The 19,396-nt window shown below is 58.9% G+C and carries 20 protein-coding genes; 4 read left to right on the forward strand and 16 right to left on the reverse strand.

The features are described 5' to 3' along the window. Positions 1 to 18: 18 nt before the first annotated feature. Together ACIQJ2_RS35405 and ACIQJ2_RS35410 are read right to left on the reverse strand one after the other, a co-directional pair. On the reverse strand, positions 19 to 1,080 hold the full coding sequence (locus tag ACIQJ2_RS35405; protein ID WP_400676767.1) for a sugar ABC transporter substrate-binding protein: 1,062 nt from the start codon (positions 1,078 to 1,080) through the stop codon (positions 19 to 21). Positions 1,081 to 1,245: 165 nt separating this feature from the next. Further along, positions 1,246 to 2,001 carry a glucose 1-dehydrogenase gene (locus ACIQJ2_RS35410; RefSeq protein ID WP_113380168.1) on the reverse strand — a complete coding sequence of 252 codons (756 nt, stop codon included), beginning with the start codon at positions 1,999 to 2,001 and terminating at the stop codon, positions 1,246 to 1,248. A 467-nt stretch (positions 2,002 to 2,468) separates the two neighbouring features. On the opposite strand from ACIQJ2_RS35410, the gene ACIQJ2_RS35415 reads away from it, so the two are divergent. Then, positions 2,469 to 2,864, forward strand: a complete 396-nt coding sequence (locus ACIQJ2_RS35415) for a hypothetical protein (RefSeq protein ID WP_400676765.1) — start codon at positions 2,469 to 2,471, stop codon at positions 2,862 to 2,864. 464 nt (positions 2,865 to 3,328) lie between these two features. Continuing rightward, the gene (locus ACIQJ2_RS35420) at positions 3,329 to 4,087 is read left to right on the forward strand and encodes a TetR/AcrR family transcriptional regulator (RefSeq protein WP_400676763.1); all 759 of its coding nucleotides are present in this window, start codon (positions 3,329 to 3,331) and stop codon (positions 4,085 to 4,087) included. Between the two features lie 500 nt (positions 4,088 to 4,587). On the opposite strand, the gene cydB is transcribed toward ACIQJ2_RS35420, so the two are convergent. Together cydB and ACIQJ2_RS35430 are read right to left on the reverse strand one after the other, a co-directional pair. Next, positions 4,588 to 5,592, reverse strand: a complete 1,005-nt coding sequence (gene cydB / locus ACIQJ2_RS35425) for a cytochrome d ubiquinol oxidase subunit II (RefSeq protein WP_400676761.1) — start codon at positions 5,590 to 5,592, stop codon at positions 4,588 to 4,590. Next, complete coding sequence (locus tag ACIQJ2_RS35430; RefSeq protein ID WP_113380172.1) at positions 5,582 to 7,003, reverse strand: cytochrome ubiquinol oxidase subunit I; 1,422 nt, start codon at positions 7,001 to 7,003, stop codon at positions 5,582 to 5,584. The genes cydB and ACIQJ2_RS35430 overlap by 11 nt, the downstream gene beginning before the upstream one ends. A 648-nt stretch (positions 7,004 to 7,651) precedes the next feature. Between ACIQJ2_RS35430 and ACIQJ2_RS35435 the strand changes: the two genes are divergently transcribed. Together ACIQJ2_RS35435 and ACIQJ2_RS35440 are read left to right on the forward strand one after the other, a co-directional pair. Beyond that, positions 7,652 to 8,263 carry an FAD-dependent monooxygenase gene (locus ACIQJ2_RS35435; protein WP_400676758.1) on the forward strand — a complete coding sequence of 204 codons (612 nt, stop codon included), beginning with the start codon at positions 7,652 to 7,654 and terminating at the stop codon, positions 8,261 to 8,263. A 12-nt stretch (positions 8,264 to 8,275) separates the two neighbouring features. Continuing rightward, positions 8,276 to 8,680, forward strand: coding sequence for a RidA family protein (locus tag ACIQJ2_RS35440; RefSeq protein ID WP_400676756.1), 405 nt, complete (start codon positions 8,276 to 8,278; stop codon positions 8,678 to 8,680). Positions 8,681 to 8,907: 227 nt separating this feature from the next. On the opposite strand, the gene trbI is transcribed toward ACIQJ2_RS35440, so the two are convergent. Genes trbI through traI form a run of 12 tightly spaced genes read right to left on the reverse strand, consistent with a single transcriptional unit; the run spans position 8,908 to position 19,229 of the window. Next, on the reverse strand, positions 8,908 to 10,215 hold the full coding sequence (gene trbI, locus ACIQJ2_RS35445) for an IncP-type conjugal transfer protein TrbI (RefSeq protein ID WP_400676754.1): 1,308 nt from the start codon (positions 10,213 to 10,215) through the stop codon (positions 8,908 to 8,910). 11 nt (positions 10,216 to 10,226) lie between these two features. After that, positions 10,227 to 10,706 (reverse strand): conjugal transfer protein TrbH, encoded by a 480-nt coding sequence (gene trbH, locus ACIQJ2_RS35450; RefSeq protein ID WP_113380176.1) that lies wholly within the window; start codon positions 10,704 to 10,706, stop codon positions 10,227 to 10,229. After that, a complete protein-coding gene (gene trbG, locus ACIQJ2_RS35455; RefSeq protein ID WP_400676752.1) occupies positions 10,706 to 11,560 on the reverse strand; it encodes a P-type conjugative transfer protein TrbG in 855 nt (284 codons plus the stop codon). The genes trbH and trbG overlap by 1 nt, the downstream gene beginning before the upstream one ends. Positions 11,561 to 11,577: 17 nt before the next feature. After that, on the reverse strand, positions 11,578 to 12,240 hold the full coding sequence (locus ACIQJ2_RS35460; protein WP_400676750.1) for a conjugal transfer protein TrbF: 663 nt from the start codon (positions 12,238 to 12,240) through the stop codon (positions 11,578 to 11,580). Between the two features lie 15 nt (positions 12,241 to 12,255). Beyond that, entirely contained in the window at positions 12,256 to 13,446 is a 1,191-nt protein-coding gene (gene trbL, locus ACIQJ2_RS35465) for a P-type conjugative transfer protein TrbL (protein ID WP_400676748.1), read from the reverse strand. After that, a complete protein-coding gene (trbK, locus tag ACIQJ2_RS35470; RefSeq protein WP_400676746.1) occupies positions 13,440 to 13,673 on the reverse strand; it encodes an entry exclusion protein TrbK in 234 nt (77 codons plus the stop codon). The genes trbL and trbK overlap by 7 nt, the downstream gene beginning before the upstream one ends. Next, positions 13,670 to 14,479: a P-type conjugative transfer protein TrbJ gene (gene trbJ / locus ACIQJ2_RS35475; RefSeq protein ID WP_400676744.1), complete on the reverse strand. Its 810-nt coding sequence runs from the start codon at positions 14,477 to 14,479 to the stop codon at positions 13,670 to 13,672. Before trbJ ends, trbK begins: the two co-directional genes overlap by 4 nt. After that, positions 14,451 to 16,919, reverse strand: a complete 2,469-nt coding sequence (locus ACIQJ2_RS35480; RefSeq protein WP_400676742.1) for a conjugal transfer protein TrbE — start codon at positions 16,917 to 16,919, stop codon at positions 14,451 to 14,453. Before ACIQJ2_RS35480 ends, trbJ begins: the two co-directional genes overlap by 29 nt. Positions 16,920 to 16,930: 11 nt before the next feature. Further along, positions 16,931 to 17,230 (reverse strand): conjugal transfer protein TrbD, encoded by a 300-nt coding sequence (locus ACIQJ2_RS35485; protein ID WP_400676740.1) that lies wholly within the window; start codon positions 17,228 to 17,230, stop codon positions 16,931 to 16,933. Next, positions 17,223 to 17,633 (reverse strand): conjugal transfer pilin TrbC, encoded by a 411-nt coding sequence (trbC, locus tag ACIQJ2_RS35490; RefSeq protein ID WP_400676738.1) that lies wholly within the window; start codon positions 17,631 to 17,633, stop codon positions 17,223 to 17,225. The genes ACIQJ2_RS35485 and trbC overlap by 8 nt, the downstream gene beginning before the upstream one ends. After that, positions 17,623 to 18,594, reverse strand: coding sequence for a P-type conjugative transfer ATPase TrbB (trbB, locus tag ACIQJ2_RS35495; RefSeq protein WP_400676737.1), 972 nt, complete (start codon positions 18,592 to 18,594; stop codon positions 17,623 to 17,625). Before trbB ends, trbC begins: the two co-directional genes overlap by 11 nt. Then, the gene (traI, locus tag ACIQJ2_RS35500) at positions 18,591 to 19,229 is read right to left on the reverse strand and encodes an acyl-homoserine-lactone synthase TraI (RefSeq protein ID WP_113380185.1); all 639 of its coding nucleotides are present in this window, start codon (positions 19,227 to 19,229) and stop codon (positions 18,591 to 18,593) included. The genes trbB and traI overlap by 4 nt, the downstream gene beginning before the upstream one ends. Positions 19,230 to 19,396 lie beyond the last annotated feature (167 nt).

Consider the following 19,396-nt stretch of genomic DNA (forward strand, 5'->3'; position numbering starts at 1 on the left):
TCTTCTCGTGGCTTTGCTTTAAGCCACCATTGCCCAGCCGAGCTTGTCGGCGGTGCCAAACTGATCCCAGTTCTCGACATCGCCGCCTTCGCGATTGGCAAGGCTTTCCTGCGTGACGCCATAGGCCTTGTTGACGATTAGGCGAGGTGACTGGCGGCCTGCGAGGAACTCGTGGGCGAAGTAGATGCTCTGGTAGGCTTCCTGATAGAAGCTCTGCGCGACCGTGAAGAAGAATGGCGTGCCGGACTGGATGTACTCGAAGGCCTGCTTTCCGCCATCAATGCCGGTCACGAACATGTCGTTGCGCTGAGCGGCCATCACAGCAAGCGTCGCCTCGATTGCGGCTTGATCCCAGGCGGCCCAGATACCGTTCAGGTCGGGATGGGCCGTCAGCATGTTGTCGACGGCATCGCGCGGAGTGACTTTCAAGGTCGTGTCGAACGGCCATTCGACGACGACCTCGATGTCCGGGTACTGGCGCAGCGCGAAGCGCATTCCCATGCTGCGCATGGCCCAGCTTTCGTTTTGCGGGAGTGTCAGAATGCCGATCTTACCCTTACCGCCGAGCTTTTCAGCGAGCTTGCGGGCCGAGACTTCGCCCATGCCGAAGTGATTGTGCAGCGACGTCGAAACAGCGTTGGTTCCGAGGACATAACCGTCGGTGCAGAAGGTCGGCACGCCTTTGGCGACAGCAGCCTGCACGGCATTCGAGATGCCGCTCGGATCGATAGGAAGCACGATCAGGGCGTCAACGGCGGAAGAGACGAGCGTAGCAATCTGGTCGGCTTGCTTTTTCATGTCCCAATTGGAATCGACGATCGTCAGCGAGCCACCAAGAGCGTCCATCGCGCTCTTGTAACCGGCAATGATGTGCTCGTAGGATTCCTGCCCGCTATAAGGAATGGCGACGCCGAAATGATAGTCCTTGGGATCCTTTCCCGCAGCCCGCGCCGGCGTGATGGAGAGACCGGTCATTGCCGCCGCACCGATCGCCGCCGTGGCGCCGAGAAATGCTCTTCTGCCAAAATCGGGCAGCGAGACGAACGCGGGCACATTGGAATTATCGTTGAAATCAGTCATTTTTATCCTCCCGTTGAATGAACGATGTGAGGCGGGCAATCCTGAGCGGCCGTGCCGCGATCTGCTTGCGTCACCCCAAGCCCGTTGCCGCGAGCCCCTCCGAGACCAAGGCAACGGCACTTCTTTCGGGCTCTCGAGCGCAGGCTCGAGTGCAGCTTTGTCGGTTTAGACTGCGGTATATCCGCCATCGACAACCATCTCGCTGCCGGTCATGAACGACGCCTCGTCCGAGGCAAGGAACAGAACCGCGTTGGCGATCTCTTCGGCACGCGCCGGACGCCCGAGCAGCGAGGGGCCCACCAGTTTGCGGGTCGTCTCGGGATCGTTTGCAATGATGTCGGCGGTCATGGCGGTTGCCGTGAGGCTCGGGTGCACGGAATTGACCCGGATATTGTCCTTGGCGACCTCCGATGCCGTTGCCTTGGTCAGCAAGCGCACGGCGCCCTTCGACGCGACGTAGGCCGCAGCATCAGGAAAAGCGACAAGGCCCCAGTTCGAGCAGACGTTGATGATCGATCCGCCACCGGCCCGGCGCATATGCGGAATGACGAATTTCGATCCGAGGAAGACGCCTCGAACGTTGACTGCGAAGGTCTTTTCCCAGACCTCGAGGCTCGTCGATTCCGTCGTTCCGGAAAGATAGATGCCGGCGTTGTTGACAAGGATGTCAATCTTGCCAAACTGGCTGGAAACCGCATCGACGGCCTTGGACCAGCTGTCTTCAGATGAGACATCGAGCGCAATGAAATGTGCTTTGGTACCACGCTGCTCCAATTCCTTGACGGTCGCTGCACCCGCTTCAGCGTTGAAATCGGCAATCGCAATACTTGCCCCCTCTCTGGCAAGCGCTTCAGCGTGCGCGCGCCCCATTCCCAAAGCTCCTCCGGTAACGATGGCGACTTTGCCGGTAACTCGACCCATGGATATCTCCTCCAATATTTTTATCGATCGACCACAATTTCTGGATAAGTGAAGATTTTGTCAAGCGGATTTATCGAGATTTTTGCATTTCTGCCCGACACCAACCATTGGGTGCGTATCTGAAAGATCGCAATCAACAACGATTTCATTTGTATTATTGAATAAATCTGCGAGGCAAATTCCATAAATTAGCGATCAAGCGACGTATATTTGAAATTTATCGAACATAAACAACCATTTTATCGGCATTTTTATAACGTTAAGTTTTATTTATAGTTTCTATTTTCCATTTTTGTCTGGAATTCTCTTGTAATAATAACGATATTATTGGGAAATATGCTGTTTTTATTAAGACTCACTGCTCATTGCGATCTGAAGAAAATTGACCTCGCTCGACCGATTGACTAAATTTATCGATCGATTAAAACTTGCATCATTCTGCAGGCGACAGAGGAAGGGAAGCTGCGATGGACATTTCAAATTTGATAGCGCGTGATGGCTGGTCTCCAGACCTGGTCCGGGAGCTTGAACGCAACAGGGACAACGGTCGCGTCGGTACGAAACTCGTCTCAGAGACGGACGATGTCCGCGTCTGGCATCTCGACGTGCCACCTGGTGAGCGGTTCGGATTCCACTGCCACGTGCTCAACTATTTCTGGACATCGTTGACGCATGGGAAAGCCCGGTCGCGCTATGCTGACGGGCGCGTTGTCGAAGTGAGCTACGAGCCGGGGGACACCAAACATTTGCAGTTCGCGGCCGGAGAAATATCCTGGCACGACCTTGAGAATATCGGTGCGACCCCGCTGCAATTTGTGACCGTAGAGTTCAAGGATAGCGGCAATGCCGCCCTTCCGATTTGATCTCGACGAGACCGCTAGCTTTGGGCCCCAGACGGCGCGGGTCCAGCGGCTCCACACGAGAGGGCGGTTGACCAACCGCTCTCCTGCTGGCCAGCAGATAACCGACGCGATGGAGCCTTGCGCGTAAAACTGGCAGGTATAGGCGAAGCGGGACGATCGTCGTCCGTCAAATCGTAGCGGACTGCGCAATGGGGGCTCAATCGCTCGGAGGAGCAAGGCCAAGCTTTTTCTGGCCTAAAAGTTGCATATTGCCGGACGGATCGGGTAACTCCTCGAAGAGGCTATGGAAGGCTATTCGCGTGAATTCAGATTCGACAAAAATGTGACCACACCCATTATTCAACGGGGCGCACAAGTCTCGAAAGGAATGCCGGGGACGGAAAGCGGGCATTTGTAGAGCCAAATGATTGCCGCAGTCCGCCCGATCGATGACAAAAAGCTTGCAGTTAAGGACGAAGATCCCCATGCCGCCTAAGGGCCCAACGAAGACATACCTGTCCTATGCCAGCCGCGAAAAGCAGATCGTGGAAAAGGCAATCGACTATTTCTCCGAGAACGGCTTCCAAGCCAGCACGCGAGAGATTGCCAAGCACATTGGGGTAACGCAGCCCTTGCTGTATCGTTATTTCAAGACAAAAAACGAGCTTATCGAGCGCGTCTTCAATGAAGTATTCCTGACGCGATGGAAGGGTGAATGGCAGGTAGAGCTGCAAAATCGCGCCATTCCGTTTCGAGAAAGGCTCAAATCATACTTGATCGATTATTGCGACAGCATCCTCCATAGACAATGGATCAGGATATTTCTCCTAGGTGCGCTGAACGACCAGTCCATCAACAGACGCTATATTTCCATGCTTCAGGAGCGAACCTTTCCGATCATCTTGAACGAATTTTATCATTCCATCGGCGTGACCAATACCGACGAAGCCAACAGACAACTCGACAGCGAGATTTTATGGTCGTTCCATTCGAGCTTCTTTTATCTTGGCGTCCGGAAATACGTCTACCAGTTGCCCGTGCCGGAGGACATCGAATCCCTTGTAGACGCCAGGGTCAACGCATTCCTGGACGGAGCCGCAAAGGAATTTACGGATCGCCGGCTAAAAGGTGGCACGCAGATGCCTCCCGAAGGCATTCTCGACCCGCTTGCTGAACTCGGCTTTTTGAGCGGTCCGGGCGTTGGCGAGTCCAAGCAGAAGGCCCCAAAAAAGAAGAAGGCTTGACCTCCCCCTGAAGCCATTCGGTGTCGAAAAAGGGATCGCCAGAAACCATGGTCATCAGTGAACTCTTGTTGTCAGGCCCGTCCATCTAAGGCTCAATGCAGCATGGCGCGGATTATCAGGCCGACGATCGTCACGGATGCGACGCCAGCCAGCCAAAGCCCGACGAAGTAACCGGCACGAGACAAAAACTTGCTCATCTTGATCTGCTTTCAAAGGCAAGATCACCCAACCCGCCCGTGCCAAGCTCCCTGCTGTCGATCCCGGATGACGTCCGATCGCGTCGGGCTGGCCAGTCGAAACGCGTCGAACGTGTCATTCCCTCGCAGATCTTCGTGGCCATGCCGGTCTCTTTTTGCACTCGCAAACCGAATTGGTGATCAGGATTATTCCATAAGTGCCGCGGTTCAGTAAAAGTCATAATTCCCTCAAAATGCGCCATCAGGCTCGACCACTCTTCCAGCAACGGTCGCCGGCCAAGCCTGCGACCGTTGCACTTGCGCTCAATGATAGCCGTCTTCCGGTCGGACCTTGCCGCGAAACACCCAGTAGGCATATCCGGTGTAGCTCAGGATGGTTGGCATGAGGACGGCTGTTCCCGCCAGGAGGAATTGCAGGGAGGTGAGCGGGGCTGCCGCCTCCCGTATCGTGAGCGCACCCGGAATGATGTAGGGATAAAAGCTGATCCCCAAGCCTATGTAGCTCAGAACGAACACGCCGAGCGTCGCTAGAAAGGGCTGAAGATCCCTGCCCTGTTGAAGCCCCATCAGCACAAGATAGGCGCAAATCGCCAACAACAGCGGCACGAACGAGGAGAAGAAGGCGGTGGGCCATTGGAACCATCGCTGGAAGTAGATCTCATTGATAAACGGGGTCCAGATCGACACGGCGCCGATCAGCGCAAGCAGCAGGATTGTCAGGGGCTTCGCCAACGATTGGCAGCGTGCCTGCACGTCACCTGACGTCTTCAGGTTCAGCCAAGTCGCTCCAAGCAGCGCGTAACCTACAAGCAGGGCAAGCCCGCATAGGACCGAAAAAGGGGTTAGCCAATCCCAGGGCCCGCCGGCATACGCGTGGTCTTCAACCTTGATGCCCTGGATCAACGTGCCAAGCGTGATGCCTTGCATGATCGCCGCGAGCGACGAGCCCAACCAAAACGCTATGTCCCAGAGATGGGAGCCGGGGCTTGTTCGCCAGCGAAATTCGAAAGCGACACCGCGAAAGATTAGACTGATCAACATGATGATGATCGGGAGGTACAGCGCGGGAAGCACGATGGAATATACGGGCGGGAAAACGGCCATCAGCCCCCCACCGCCCATCACGAGCCAGGTCTCATTGCCGTCCCATACCGGAGCGATGGTGTTCGTCATCAGATCGCGCTGATGTCGCTTCGGGAAAGCGGGAAATATGATGCCGACTCCCAGATCGAAGCCATCGAGAATAATATAGGAGAGAACTGCAAAAGCGATGATCGCGGCCCAGACGAATGAAAGATCAATGGTCATGAGTTGCTCCTGGGCCATCATCGAGCGCCAGTCCGGCCATCATCCCAGCCGTTCTGATTGGCGCGGTGTCGAGTTCGTGATCGTCGATCTCAAACGGCGGTCGCCGCATCAGCCTCAGGAGATAAAAGACGCCGGCACCGAAGACGATGAAATAAACGATAATGAAGATGACGAGGGAGGTTCCGACGGCCGGCGCTGAAACCGGCGACAGACTGTCAGATGTTCTGAGCTGGCCATAGACCGTCCACGGCTGACGGCCGACCTCGGTCGTGTACCAGCCAGCAAGGACCGCGATAAATCCGGACGGACCCATCAGTACCGCGAAACGATGCAACAACCGCGACCTGTATAGATATCCTTTGCAGCGCGCCCACAGTGACCATAGGCCAAGCCCGAGCATCAAGAAGCCGAGACCGACCATTATCCGAAATGTAATGAAGGGCATCAGCGCGGGCGGCCGCTGATCACGCGGCCATTCCTTCAATCCCTTTATCTCCGCATTGGGATCGTGCTTCAAAATAAGCGAACCGAGCTTTGGAATTTCAACCGCATATTCCGTTCGCTCTGCGCCGTCATTCGGTATTCCGAACAGGATCAGCGGGGCACCGTCCTTGTGCGTTTCGAAATGCCCCTCCATCGCTGCAATCTTGGCCGGCTGATGCTCGAGTGTGTTGAGACCGTGGAGATCCCCAAGCAGGATCTGTAGCGGCGTTCCCAACGCGGCCATCCACATCGCCATCGAGAACATGATGCGGACCTGCCGATTGTCATTTTGCTTCAAGAGATGCCAGGCGCCCACGGCCCCGACGGCGAAAGCCGTTGTAAGGAAGGCCGCCACAACGGTATGCGCCATGCGGTAGGGAAATGACGGGTTGAAGATGATCTGCCACCAACTCTCGGGCACGAAGATGCCGCTGGCGTTGATGCTGAAACCAGCGGGCGTATGCATCCAGCTATTCGCCGAGGTGATCCAGGTCGCAGAGATCAGGGTTCCCAACGCGACCATGGCCACGGCAAACATGTGAGCCCCATCTCCGACGCGCGCTCGCCCGAATAAGGCGATGCCGAGGAACCCCGCTTCTAGGAAAAACGCTGTTAGAACCTCGTAGCCCATCAAGGGACCGATGATCGAGCCAGCTCTTTGGGAAAGAACCGACCAGTTCGTCCCGAATTGATAACTCATTACGATGCCCGAAACGACGCCCATGGCGAAGGTGACGGCAAAGATGGTTTTCCAATATTCGAAGAGCTTCAGGTAGGCTGGGTCTTTCTTCCAGAGCCAAAGCGCGTTGAGAACCGCAAGAAAGCTCGCTGTTCCGATAGAAAATGCTGGGAAAATGAAATGAAAGGAGATGGTAAATCCAAATTGTATTCGGGCAAGCATCTCCGCCTCCAATCCGAAGAACGTCATCAATCGCTCCTTCGGACAGAGTATGCATCGCCAGGGCCGCCAGAAACCCTAGACTGGGAACCATGCTTTGAGACAATTGCAGCAACGAGATCAGCATGCTCCCGAGGCAACGATCCCGCCTCACTATATACCCCTGATACCGTGACGACTGGCATCCGTTTCCCGGAGCCGGATAACGCAACCACTTTCAATTGAGGTCTCCTATTCAGTTTCATGGCCACTGGATAGGAGAGGATGCGTGAGGCTCATAGGACGGTGATCCCTCAAATATCGCCACCGTGGCGCAAACCCGTATCGGACGGCATATTGCGTCGGTGACCTGCGTCGGTTTGCCTCGCCCTCGTTGGAAGAAGGGTGTCCTTTCTGCACAAATAAGCCGCTAGAGATCGTGGTATGGCCATTTTTACGCTGCGCAATATGGTCGCCTCGGCACCTACCGGGGCTCGTTCCGATTTGAATTTCGATCGGCCAGAATGGACGGTCACGGTGATGCCATTCGCAATGCAATCGAACAGCCATGGTCAAGCGGTCAGGTTGAAGGCCAGATCAACAAACTGAAAATGGCGAAGCGGCAGATGTACGGCCGGGCGAAAATCGATCTCCTTCAAGCACGCCTTGTCGGACCATCATGATCAAACATCACCGAAAGTGCGTCTGACCCAGAATTCCGCGCCGGTTGACAGACAGGGCATGAATGTCGGACTGCAGGACGCCTTGAACCTCGGCTGGAAACTGGCCGCGGTCGTGAAGGGCGAGGCGCCTGACAAACTGCTTGACACCTATGATGAGGAACGTCGTCCGATAGGACAAATCCTCTACACCAATATCCTGGCGCAGGTCGGGCTCGTCACCCGGTTCGATCCGGCGACCCTTGCCTTGCGCGAGACGCTGAACGAGCTCGTGAAAATCCCGGCGGTCAATCATCGTCTTGCCGGTGAGGTTTCCGGCTTTGACGTCGCCTATGGCGCTGATGCGAAGGCGGCCCTTACTGCCGGGCAGTTGGTGGCAGGGGTACGCGTTCCCGATATCGAACTTGTCGGTAGAGACGGCAGACCGATGTTGCTCTACAGCCTGCTGGTCGAAGGACGTTGGCTTCACATTTCGTTCAAACTAGGCGCATTGGTTGCCGGCCCGGCATGGTTGCGATGCAGCAGCGTCAAATCCTTGTCGGCAGATCCTTCCAACCATGCGGCCCTACGCGGCGTTCGGGCGCTTCTGGTCAGGCCCGATGGATATGTCGCCGCCGTCGATCAGGAATAAGGGAGAGGATCGATGGAAACTCTGAACCCTTCCTCCCTGACCGATGCCTTCTCGCACTTGATTGCACAAATTGCCATCACCCCGCCCGGCGCGCGTCTTGCCGCCATCTCGGGCCAGGTCGCGATCGACAGGTCAGGTCAACTCGTTGGTGGCGACAATCACGCGGCTCGGGCGAGGCAATGCTTCGGGAATGTCGTCGAAGCGCTCACGGCCATGAAGGCGGAGCCTAAAAACGTCCTGCAGATGAAGATCTACGTGGTCCGGCATACTCCAGACCTCGTTCCGGCGATCTTCGAGGCGGGCGCTGACATATTCGGCGATAAATGGCCCGTTTGTGTAAGTACCTGGATCGGCGTCGAAGCGCTTGCCATGCCTGAATGGCTTGTCGAGATTGAGGTCTTGGTCGCCCTGCCGTAACGCACAAGGCATTCTGAGACGCGGAGCGTCCGGATGCGGGACACCTGCGTCTCGTTCCATGAAGGCCGCGAACATGATGCGACCACCACGCCTTGAAGGGATCAGAACCCACCGCCCCTAAGAAAAAACAAGTCGATGCTGCCGCGAAAGCAGGAGATTGAGGGAGCGGCCGTTGCCGTTCACAAGTGGCCCCGCAGAATGAGTTAGTTGAGACTGATCCGCGCTCTTCAACGATATTGGCCCGGAAAAACAATATCCTGATCAACAAGAACATTGAATTTGTAGCCGGGCCGGATCTGCAACGTCGGCTGCACGTCCATATTTCGTTGGATTGTCCGATCGGCTACTCGCCCAAAAGTCTCGGCAAAATTGCGCCTTGCCGCATCGGATGCCGTATCCTGTGTCGCGAGCGTTGAGCTCTGGGGCACCGCCATGTCGATGCCCGTCCCGATCAGCGCAATCATGACCGCCGAGCCGAAGGTTTTGAGATAGTGGTTGTTTACTTTGTCATTGAACCCGCCATAACCTTCTGCATCCGTGCCGGCCATGCCGCCGATCTGCAATGTCGAGCCGTTCGGAAAGATGATATCGGACCAGACCACAAGCACGCGGCTCTGGCCGAACGAAACCTTGCTGTCATAGCGACCGAACAGTTTCGTGCCCTGCGGTATCAGCAGGCGATGGCCTGTTGCGCTGTCATAGACATTCTGGCTGACCTGTGCGGTAATCCGCCCCGGCAAATCGGAGTTGATACCCGTGATCAGTGTTGCCGGAATAACCGAGCCTCGTTTCAGTTCGTACAGGGACTGCTGAGGCACGACGCGGTTCGGCAAATAGCCGAGGTCCTTGAGGTCGGCATTGAAAAAATCTTCCTTGGAGCTCTGTCCATTCGGATCGACGTTCTGTGCGCCCAGGCCCGCGCGCAAGGCCGCAGCGTAAAGATCGGACGCGTTTCCGTTCGCGGCGGCTGTCGTCGTCATTGCGGCCGCGGCGCTCTCATCGTTTTCCGACTGTGCAGTGAGTTTGCCGCGATCGATGGCAAGCGGCGCATCGTAGGCGGAGTTTCGCGCCTGTATCCGGGCCATCCGCTGACGCTGCTGCTCGCGAAGGACCTGTTCCTGTTGCTCACGGGCGAGACGCGCCCGCCACACCTCTTCCGGCTCCAATTCCGGTCCCCGCCGCGGCTGCCCCTGCTCGGGATGGGGCGTAAAGGTGTCGACAACCTTCTCTCCGGCCTTTTTTGTCTCGACCGGGGTCGGCTGGAACGTCTCCTGCTGCTGTGGCTCGCCGATGATGCCGTCGGTGACGCCCCGCTTGATCTGGTCGGCATAGGTCGAGGCCGGAGTGCCTGTACTGGTATCCGGGCCGCTATCATTGCCGAAGTAAAGCCCGCGCGAGGCGAGCCCAAAGAAGATGATGCCGAGAAAGGCGACCAGAAGCACGATCACGACGATAACCGGCAGGCGGTTCACCCGCTTGACACCGGCCGTGGCCTGACTGTTTTGCGCACCACCGAGTTTGAGGGATTGCACCATGACTTCCTCCGTCACCCTCGCCGCATCAGCGACACTGCGCTCGCCGGTGTCGCACCCGATGTCGTCACGGTATAGGCCCGGCCGAGTTCGACACTGCTGGTCGAGAACCTTGCGAGCACCTGGCCGTCATAGGGTATGATGACATAGGCGAGCGGAATGAAGGCAGCTCCGCCATCCGTCTTCTGGTCGGTGACAACGGCATAACCCCATCCTTTCAATGCCGCTTCAAGCGCCTGTCCGAACGGCGAGCCGTCCTGCTTGAGCACAACGGTCGCTTTTCCCTGTCCGATCTGTTCGGCAAGACGGCTGACCATGTCGCCAGCGATCGCACCGGCCGCCGGTCCGGAAACCTCCGGCTGCGCCGCGCTGGTGGAGAGACCGTCGGTGTCGGTCGACTGGCATCCGGAAAGGAGGATGGAGAGGGCACCGGTTGTGGCGAGGCACCGGATTGGGCCGAAACGATCACGGGTATGGCGAAGGAGGCCTAGCATCACCGCCCTCCCCTGCTGATCGTCACCTTCTGCTGTTTCCAGCCGACGCCTGAGACGAGGACAGCACGATCGATATTGTAGTCGACCACCATCATGTCGTTTTTCATGCGATAGTTGACTATGCGGTTCTGGCCACCGGAGACGACGAACAGAACTGGCGCATCCTGCCCGGAGATCGATCGCGGAAACTGGATGTAGGTCTTTTGCCCATCCGAATACACTCGCGTCGGCCGCCAGCCGGCGCTACCCGAGACGGAATAGGCAAAACTCAATTGCTCGGCCGGAACGCCGGCGCCTGGAACGGTGCTGGCTTCCAGCCGGGCGTTGACGTCGGCAAGTTTGGCCGAGACATCCTCTGGATATTCAAAGCCGACACGCGCCATATACTGTGTTGGATGAGACTTGAGCTGGATATGATAGGTCCGCCGCGACGTCGTCACCACCATTGACGTGACGAGACCCGGCTCCGACGGCTTGACGATCAGATGGATCGCCTGCCCACCGGCGGCACCCGAGGTAGCCGGCTCCACCTTCCAGCGTACCGTGTCGCCAACGAGCACGTCACGAACCACCTCGCTGCCCTGAAGCTCGATGTCGCAGACCTGCAGAGGCGAGCAGACGACGGACGGCTGCACCTCGCCATAAAGGAAGATCACCTTCCCATCGGCGCCTTTCGTCACGAGCCCGCGACTTCCGCGCCACTGTGTCGAAATCCCCATGCCTTTCGCCTCGTTGGCCGTGACGCCATCGGCGGCACGTGCCTGGGGGGTAGGGAAAGCCATCATCGAGATACTCATCAGCACGGCTGCGCTCGCAGTCAGGGCGGCTCGCATTCTGAAGTGTCGTGTGTTCATGTTGGGAGCCATGCCTTTCAAAGCTGTGCAGTCCAGTCGAAGTCGCGGAGATAGAGACCGATGGGATTGAGGCGGATGACGCCCTCGTCCTGCGGCGGCGTCAGTGTCACGGTGGCGATCCCACGGAAGCGGCGCGTGGCGGTCTCCTTGCCTCGGCGATCCCGCTCGAACTCTGTCCAGTCGATCTGGTAGCTTTGGTTCGATAGTGCGACGATGTTGTTGACCTCGATCGCCACCGTTGCGGTCTTCGCCTTTTCGAACGGCGAATTCGAACGGAACCAGGCATTGATCTTTTCAGTGGCGGGATCGGAGGTGCGCAGCAGCCCGTAGGTCCGGTCTATATATTGCTTCTGCACGACCGCATCCGGCGTGACGGATCGGAAGTTCGACACGAAGCTGCCGAGTGTCGCGCGTACCACCCGTGGATCGGCATATTCGATCTGCTGCGGGAAGCCGGCGTCGATAGCCGTGCCGAGCTTGTCGACTTCGATGATGTAAGGGATCAGCTTGACCTGCGTGCTCTGGTAGAGCGCGTAACCAAAACCGAGCACGGCCATAGTCATTCCGGCAATGCCGACCACGCGCCAGGCGGCGGCCGCTTTGACGTACGAGCCATAACGCTCGTTCCACTCGTTGCGCGCGGCGATGTAGGGATTATCTGGGATATTCTGTCCGGCCATTCTGTCAGCGTCCCGTCATTTGCTGTCGTTGATCGGCGGTGGTGGAGGCGGTGAACCCGGCCGGCCGGATGATTGATCGAGCTTGGCGTTGGCAAGGCCGAGCATCGACCCGGCATAGGCCCCGGGCGAGCCAATCGCCTTTTCCTTTGCTGCCGAGCCGACGGCGCCAGCCGCCCCGCCAATCCCGGCCTGCATGCCGCGCAGCGCGGCGCTGCCGAGGGATGCTCCCCCTGCCCGTGCCGTCGTCGCCGCCTGAAACCCCCTGCTCGCTGCTGCCGTTGCCAAAAAGCCGGCGCCCGCTGCAAAGGACGCGGCCTGTCCGCCATGGCGGATCGCTTCCATGCCGCCGCCGACCGATGCGCCCTGGACGACACCCTGCAGGACGGGCGGCACATACATGGCGATGACGAAGACAGCGACTGAGATGCCGGCGATCGCCAGCGTCGTGATGAACTGTTCCGATGTCGCAGTTGGCGCCTCCGCCAGACCGAGCAGGATGTCCGAGCCGATCTTGGCGATCATGACAAGCGCCATCAGCTTCATGCCGACGGAAAAGGCGTAGACCAGGTATTTGATCGCGAAATCCTTTGTATGGGAAGAACCACCGAGCCCGAGCATGATCATGCCGGCAAGCAGACCAACATACATCTCGACCATGACCGCCACGAAGATCGCTGCCACCAGCGAGAACGACACGACGACCACAACCATGGCGAAGACGGCAGCGATCGCCAGGGAGTTATCCTCGAACAGCCCAAACTTCGCCTGTTCCGACATCTTGGTCGCGACGCGAATGCCGGCGTCAAAGATGTTGGCCGGAGACGCCGAGCCGCCGCCTGCGCCGATCTGGTAGAGGCTGTCGACCACAGCCTTGGCGAACTCCGGCCCCCTGTCGAGGATGAAGGCGAACAGGCCGATGAACATGATGCGCTTGACGAGTTCAGCGAACCAGCTGTCGAGCGAGGCGGCGTTGATTGCCAGCCATACAGCGGCAATCCCGACCTCGATGCCGGCGAGGATCCAGAACAGCGAGCGGGCGGCGTTCATGACCGTCGTCTCCCAGCCTTTAGCGGCGGTGACGACGGAATTTTCGAGTGTGGTGAGGACTTGTCCTTGTTGAGCCAGAGCGGGCGTGGTCGCGACCATTACGATTGCCGCCGCGATGAACATCCGCTCAAGCGTGCGAGGAGAGGGAACGGTTACCATCGCGGTTTCATCTTCTGCCCGCCGCGGATGTCACGGTCGGAGTTCCCACCAAAGAACTCTTCGCGATGTCGGCGCTGTTCTTCATCGGAGGAAGAACTTGCTCCGGCCGTGCCGGAAGCTGGGACTCGCGCGGCCGGCGTCTGAACGACGACCCAGGTGATGGCGCTTGCACCGGCCGCCGAAACGACCGCCATGAAGGCGATAATGACGATTAGGGGCAGGCTCACCAGCGGGGCTCCATCGTCTGGCCGCCGCGGATGCCACGCTCGGTCCCGCTGAAGAATTGTTCACGCCGCGCTTGCGCCAGATCCTTTTGCGCCTGTTCTGACTGGAACCAGGTCCCCATCATCGTCATCTGCTGGGAGACGAGACCCCGCAGTTTCTGCATCTGGGCGACCTGCTGTGCTGCGATCTCGTGGCCGACCTGTAGCGCCTTCATCTGGCCGTCGGCCGTTTCCGACATCGACCTGAGCTGCGACATCGTGCTCTCCTCACTGGAGAATTGTTCGGCCGTCAGATTGGCAGCCTTCAGCGTGCCCGCGATCGTGTCACGATTGGTGTCCGACCAGTTCTGATAGGTCGTCGAAAAGCTCGCACCATCAGGCAGATTGCTCTTCATGTCGGCGAAGCTCTGGAAGCGCTGCTTGAGCACATCGTCGACATTGCCCATGGAGAATGCGACGCCCTGCCCCTGGTTGACGACGTTCTGGAGGTTTTTCAAGTCGTTTTCGACCTGTCCCCAGACATGCTCCGGCAGCTGCGCCGTGTTCTGCAGCATGTTCTTGTAGATGTTAAGCTGGTTCTGGATCTGCTCGGCCAACTGCGAGATCTGGGTGATCTGGTTGTTCACCTGCTCGGCGGACTTACCGACCAAGCTGATCAGTTCTGTATTGTTCGCCAGCTGCGTCCATTCGGTCGCCTGTCCCGTGACGCCACCGGCCCAAGCAGGAAAGGGGAGAGCGGACGAGAGCGTGAGGGCCACACCGAGCGCGGTGTGCCAAATCCTATTCGGTTGGGAAGAGCGTGTCGGCATGGGCGATCCCCCTTTGCTGGAGCCATTGGAGAGGCCATGCGGCCCCATGTTGAAGATGCAGGGCGCGAATGCGCTTGAGGTCTTCCCTTCCGGATGCCCCGACAAAGGAGAGCGCGACGGGGCCCAGGGCCATGTCGAAGAGGCGGCGGCCTCCTGGCGAGACGACGTAATAATCCCGCTTGGGAATAGCGGTCGCGACGATATCGATTTGCCGTTCGTTGAAGCCGATGCGCTCATAGAACTCACGCGTTCCCGGCTCTCGCGCAGCGCCGTTCGGCAGGCAGATCTTGGTCGGGCAGGATTCCTTCAGCACGTCGATGATGCCGGAGCGCTCCGCATCAGAGATCGATTGGGTGGCGAGCACCACGGCGCAATTGGCCTTGCGCAGTACCTTCAGCCATTCGCGGATCTTATCGCGGAACACCGGATGGCCGAGCATCAGCCAGGCTTCGTCAAGAATGATGAGACTGGGTTCGCCGGTGAGGCGCTTTTCGATGCGTCGGAAGAGATAGGTGAGCACGGGTACAAGATTGCGCTCGCCCATGTTCATCAGTTCCTCGATCTCGAAGCATTGGAAGGCACTGAGCGCCAGACCGTCTTCCTCTGCATCAAGAAGGTGCCCCATCGGACCATCGACGGTGTAGTGATGCAGGGCGTCCTTGATCTCACGCATCTGGACGCCGGAGACAAAGTCGGAGAGGGAGCGACTGCGGGACTCGGCCATCAGCCCGATCTGTCGGGAAATCGCGTTGCGGTAGTCCGGTGTGATCGCCATGCCCTGCAGGGCGACAAGTGTTTCGATCCACTCAGACGCCCAGGCGCGGTCGGCGTCAGAGGAGAGGTCGGCCAGCGGGCAGAAAGAGAGTGCTCTCCCCTCGCCATTGGCCGACGGGCCGATGTCGCCGCCGATCTGATAATGGTCGCCGCCGACCCCCAGCGTCAGCGGCAGCATCGAGCCGCCCTTATCGAAGGCGAAGATCTGCGAACCGGCGTAGCGTCGGAACTGGGCTGCGATCAATGAGAGCAGCGCTGATTTACCCGAGCCGGTCGGACCGAAGATCAGCGTGTGGCCAACGTCGTCGACATGCAGATTCAGCCGGAAGGGCGTCGACCCGCTGGCGACCTGCATCAGCGGAGGCGATCCGGCCGGATAGAATGGGCATGGCGCCACGGGGCTTCCCGACCAGATCGAATTGAGCGGAATGAGGTCGGCGAGGTTGCGGGTGTTGATCAGCGGTTCGCGGATATTGGCGTAGGAGACGCCCGGCAGGCTGCCGAGAAACGCATCGGTCGCGTTAATCGTCTCGATCCGTGCACCAAAACCTTCGGCCTGGATCAAGCGACGGACTGCCTCACACTTCTCTTGCAGGCTTTGCTGGCCCTCGTCGAAGAGGACAATGACCGGCGTATAGTAGCCATAGGCCACGAGCTGTGACGAGGCTTCGGCGATCGCGTCCTCGGTCTCTGCCACCATCAGCATGGCGTCCTGGTCGAGCGACCGTGACTGCGTCTGAAACAACTGGTCGAAGAATGGCCGCACCTTCTGTTGCCACTTCTTGCGGGTACGTTCGAGCCTGGCCCTCGCTTCCTCGGCGTCGAGGAAGACGAACCGGGACGACCAGCGATAGGTGAGCGGCATCACGTCAAGGCTATTCAGTATCCCCGGCCAGCTTTCCGCCGGGAGGCCATCGATCGCCACCACGCCGAGAAACCGGTTCTCGACAAGTGGTGTCAGACCGTGCTGCAAATGCGCCGTCACCAGCCAGTCGAGATACATTGGGATCTCTGGTAGACGCACCGGATGATTTTCTCCGGTGATGCAGAAGCGGATGAACTGGAAGAGCTCGTCGTAGCGTGCGATACGATGACCACCGCGCTCCGGCGTTTCGCGTGTCATCATCCGTCGGATCGACACGACGTTCCCGAGATATTGCTCGACCTCGCGGATCGACGTCAGGAAGGCTTCAAGCGCCTTGTCGGCATAGGTTGCGGATCGGCTGCCAACGTCGGAATATACATATCGCGTCAGTCCAGCCCGCCTTGGCTCGGGCGGACGCCAGGTCAGGATCAGGGCGTGACGGCTCTCATAATGTCCCCTCTCCCTCTGGAAATGCGCCCGCCGTTCGGCATCGATGGCGCGCGTGATCGGATCGGGGAAATGACTAGCCTCCACCGTTGGATAATCCCCGGTCGGCACCCTGACAGCTTCGACCTGGATCATCCATCCCGAACCCAGGCGCGACAGGATGGCATTGATCTGCCGCGACACCTCGTTGCGCTCGGCGTCTGTCGAACTTTCGCTGTCAGGCCCGGCAAAATACCAGCCGGCCATCAGCGAGCCGTCCTTCAGGAGAATGACGCCGTTGTCGACGAGCCCGGCATAGGGAACGAGATCGGCAAAGGACGGTCCGGAATGGCGGAAGAATTTAAGGGCGGCCATGCTGCGCTCCCTCAATACCGGCGCCAAGGCGAGGATGTCGCGCGGTAGAAGGTCTTGTAGGAGATATGCCGGATATAAATCCGTCTCATCAGCGGATCGGCCTTTGCCATCATCCGGAGGGCCGCGACAGCAACGAGCCACACCGCAATACCGAACAGCGCGGCATACCAGGTCAGAACCACGAAGATCAGGATGACGGCAGCGAGCGCCGTCACGAGCACAAGCTCGCGATCAGCGCCCATCAACAGGTTGGGACGGGACAGCGCCCGATGCACCCGCGACCGCATGAGGTTGGAGCCGGCGTCAGCCACGAGCCCCCTCCCCTACTGCTGACGGCGTCGTCTCAGGCGCAGGGACAGCGGGAGCAGCACCTGCCCCAGCATGGTGCTCGCCGATCGATGCACCGGTCGCACCGAACAGGGCAACGATCTGGGTGGCGCCGAGCAGAACGCCGCCGACCAGGGCAACATAGCAAAGGCGACGGGCAAAATCGTTGAGTTCGCCGCCGAAGATCAGCATCGCGCCGGCGATTGCCACCGCGGCAAGCGCTATGAAACCGGCGACGGGTCCCGTGATCGACTGCTGGATCTGCTGCAATGGCGATTCCCATGGGAGACCGCCTCCGCCTGAGGACGCCAGCACGGGCTCCGAGAGGCTGAAGGAGATGACAGCAAACGTGATCGCTGCGAGAATGGAATAGGTCTTACGCGACATGGCTGTCCTCGTCGATCTGGGCATAATGTTCGGTCTGGTAGTGGTTGTTTCGGTATCCCTCGATGTGGATCACCTCGCGCACCCGCCTCCCCTTGCCCGTCCGCTCGATGGAAACGACGAGATCGACCGCCTCGCCGATCACCTCCTGCATTGGCTGCTGGCTGGCCTCGGCGGTCAGTTGTTCAAGCCGGCGCAGCGCCGACATTGCCGTGTTGGAGTGGATCGTCGTCACGCCGCCCGGATGGCCGGTGTTCCAGGCTTTCAGGAGGGTGAGCGCTGCACCGTCGCGGACCTCCCCGACGATGATACGATCAGGCCGCAGTCGCATGGTGCTTTTGAGCAGCCGCGCCATGTCGACCGTATCGCTGGTATGCAAGGAAACTGCGTTTTCGGCCGCGCACTGGATCTCAGCGGTATCCTCGAGGATCACCATGCGATCATCTGGCGCCGCTGAGACGATTTCGGCGATAATCGCGTTGGCGAGCGTAGTCTTGCCGGAGCCAGTCCCCCCTGAAATGACGATGTTCATGCGTGCGTCGATTGCACTGCGGATGGCCGACGCCTGAGCTTCCGTCATCACCTTAGAGGTTACATAGCCGTGGAGCGGAATGAGACGCGAGGCACGGCGACGGATCGTGAAGGCGGGACCAGACACGACGGGCGGAAGCAGTCCTTCAAAGCGATGGCCACCGATCGGCAGTTCGCCGGAGATGATTGGACGCTCGCCGTCTGCTTCCGACTGCAGCGCGTGGGCGACACTGCCGATGACGACTTCCGCGGCCGCTGGCGTCATCATCCCGGCTTCGGCCACACCATGACCGAGGCGTTCTATGAACAGTCGGCCATCGGGGTTGAGCATGATCTCAACGACAGTCGCGTCGTCGAGAGCGACGCAGAGCTGGTCGCCAAGCGCGTCCTGGAGCTTGCGGACCAGGCGCGGGTGGGAGCGAAGCTGGGTCACGCTGCACTTCTTTGCGAGTAAATATCCGTGCCGAAGAAAGGGGATCTGTAGTTCGGCGGGCGAACTTCTTCGAGGCTCTCTTGGTTCGCTGGCAGTGTCCCGGCAATGGCTACCGTATTACCGATTGCCACCGGTTCACCCAACCTCGCCATCGGCCATGCTGCCCGCTTCAGGATACGCTCGAAGCGCAGGTCGGTGGCCGTAACGATCTTGTCGTAGCCATTCGCTATCGACCATTCGATGATCCCAGCGAACATGGTGAGTGTTGCAAGGTGGAGCTGGCGCCCTCCCCTTTCCGCGTGCAAGGTCGTATCGACGCAGAAGCGGGAACTCTCGATCATCTCACTGGTGGCATTCAGCGACCCACCCGCCAGGAGCTGCGGAAATGTTCGCTCCAGCATGGTCAGGCCAACCGCGGGAAGAAGGCGTGCGCTTCCCACCACCTTATTGCCGCCGGCGACGGCGAGGATGTAGGTCGGGCTCAGGTCGTCGTACTGATCGCGCTCGCAACCGTTAGTGATGGTGACGTCCCACTCTAGCCGGCCGCCAAATACGTCGGCGCGCAGACGGTACATCTGGTTTAGAAGACTTTGATGCTCGACATATCGGTCGGGCGAGATGGTGAGAACCTGCATCCTTATCTCCGCATGAACTTCGTCAGGCGGGATGAAGATCACCTCGAACCACGATTGGCCATCTGCAGATCTGCAGAGGGTGATTCTGGTGAGTCGGACTAACTTAGGCTGAGCAAAACCGATCGGATTTTCTGCAGATCTGCAGTTTTCCCCGTGTTTACCTCGTG

It is taken from the genome of Rhizobium sp. NPDC092011 (assembly GCF_044756305.1).
Taxonomy (GTDB): domain Bacteria; phylum Pseudomonadota; class Alphaproteobacteria; order Rhizobiales; family Rhizobiaceae; genus Rhizobium.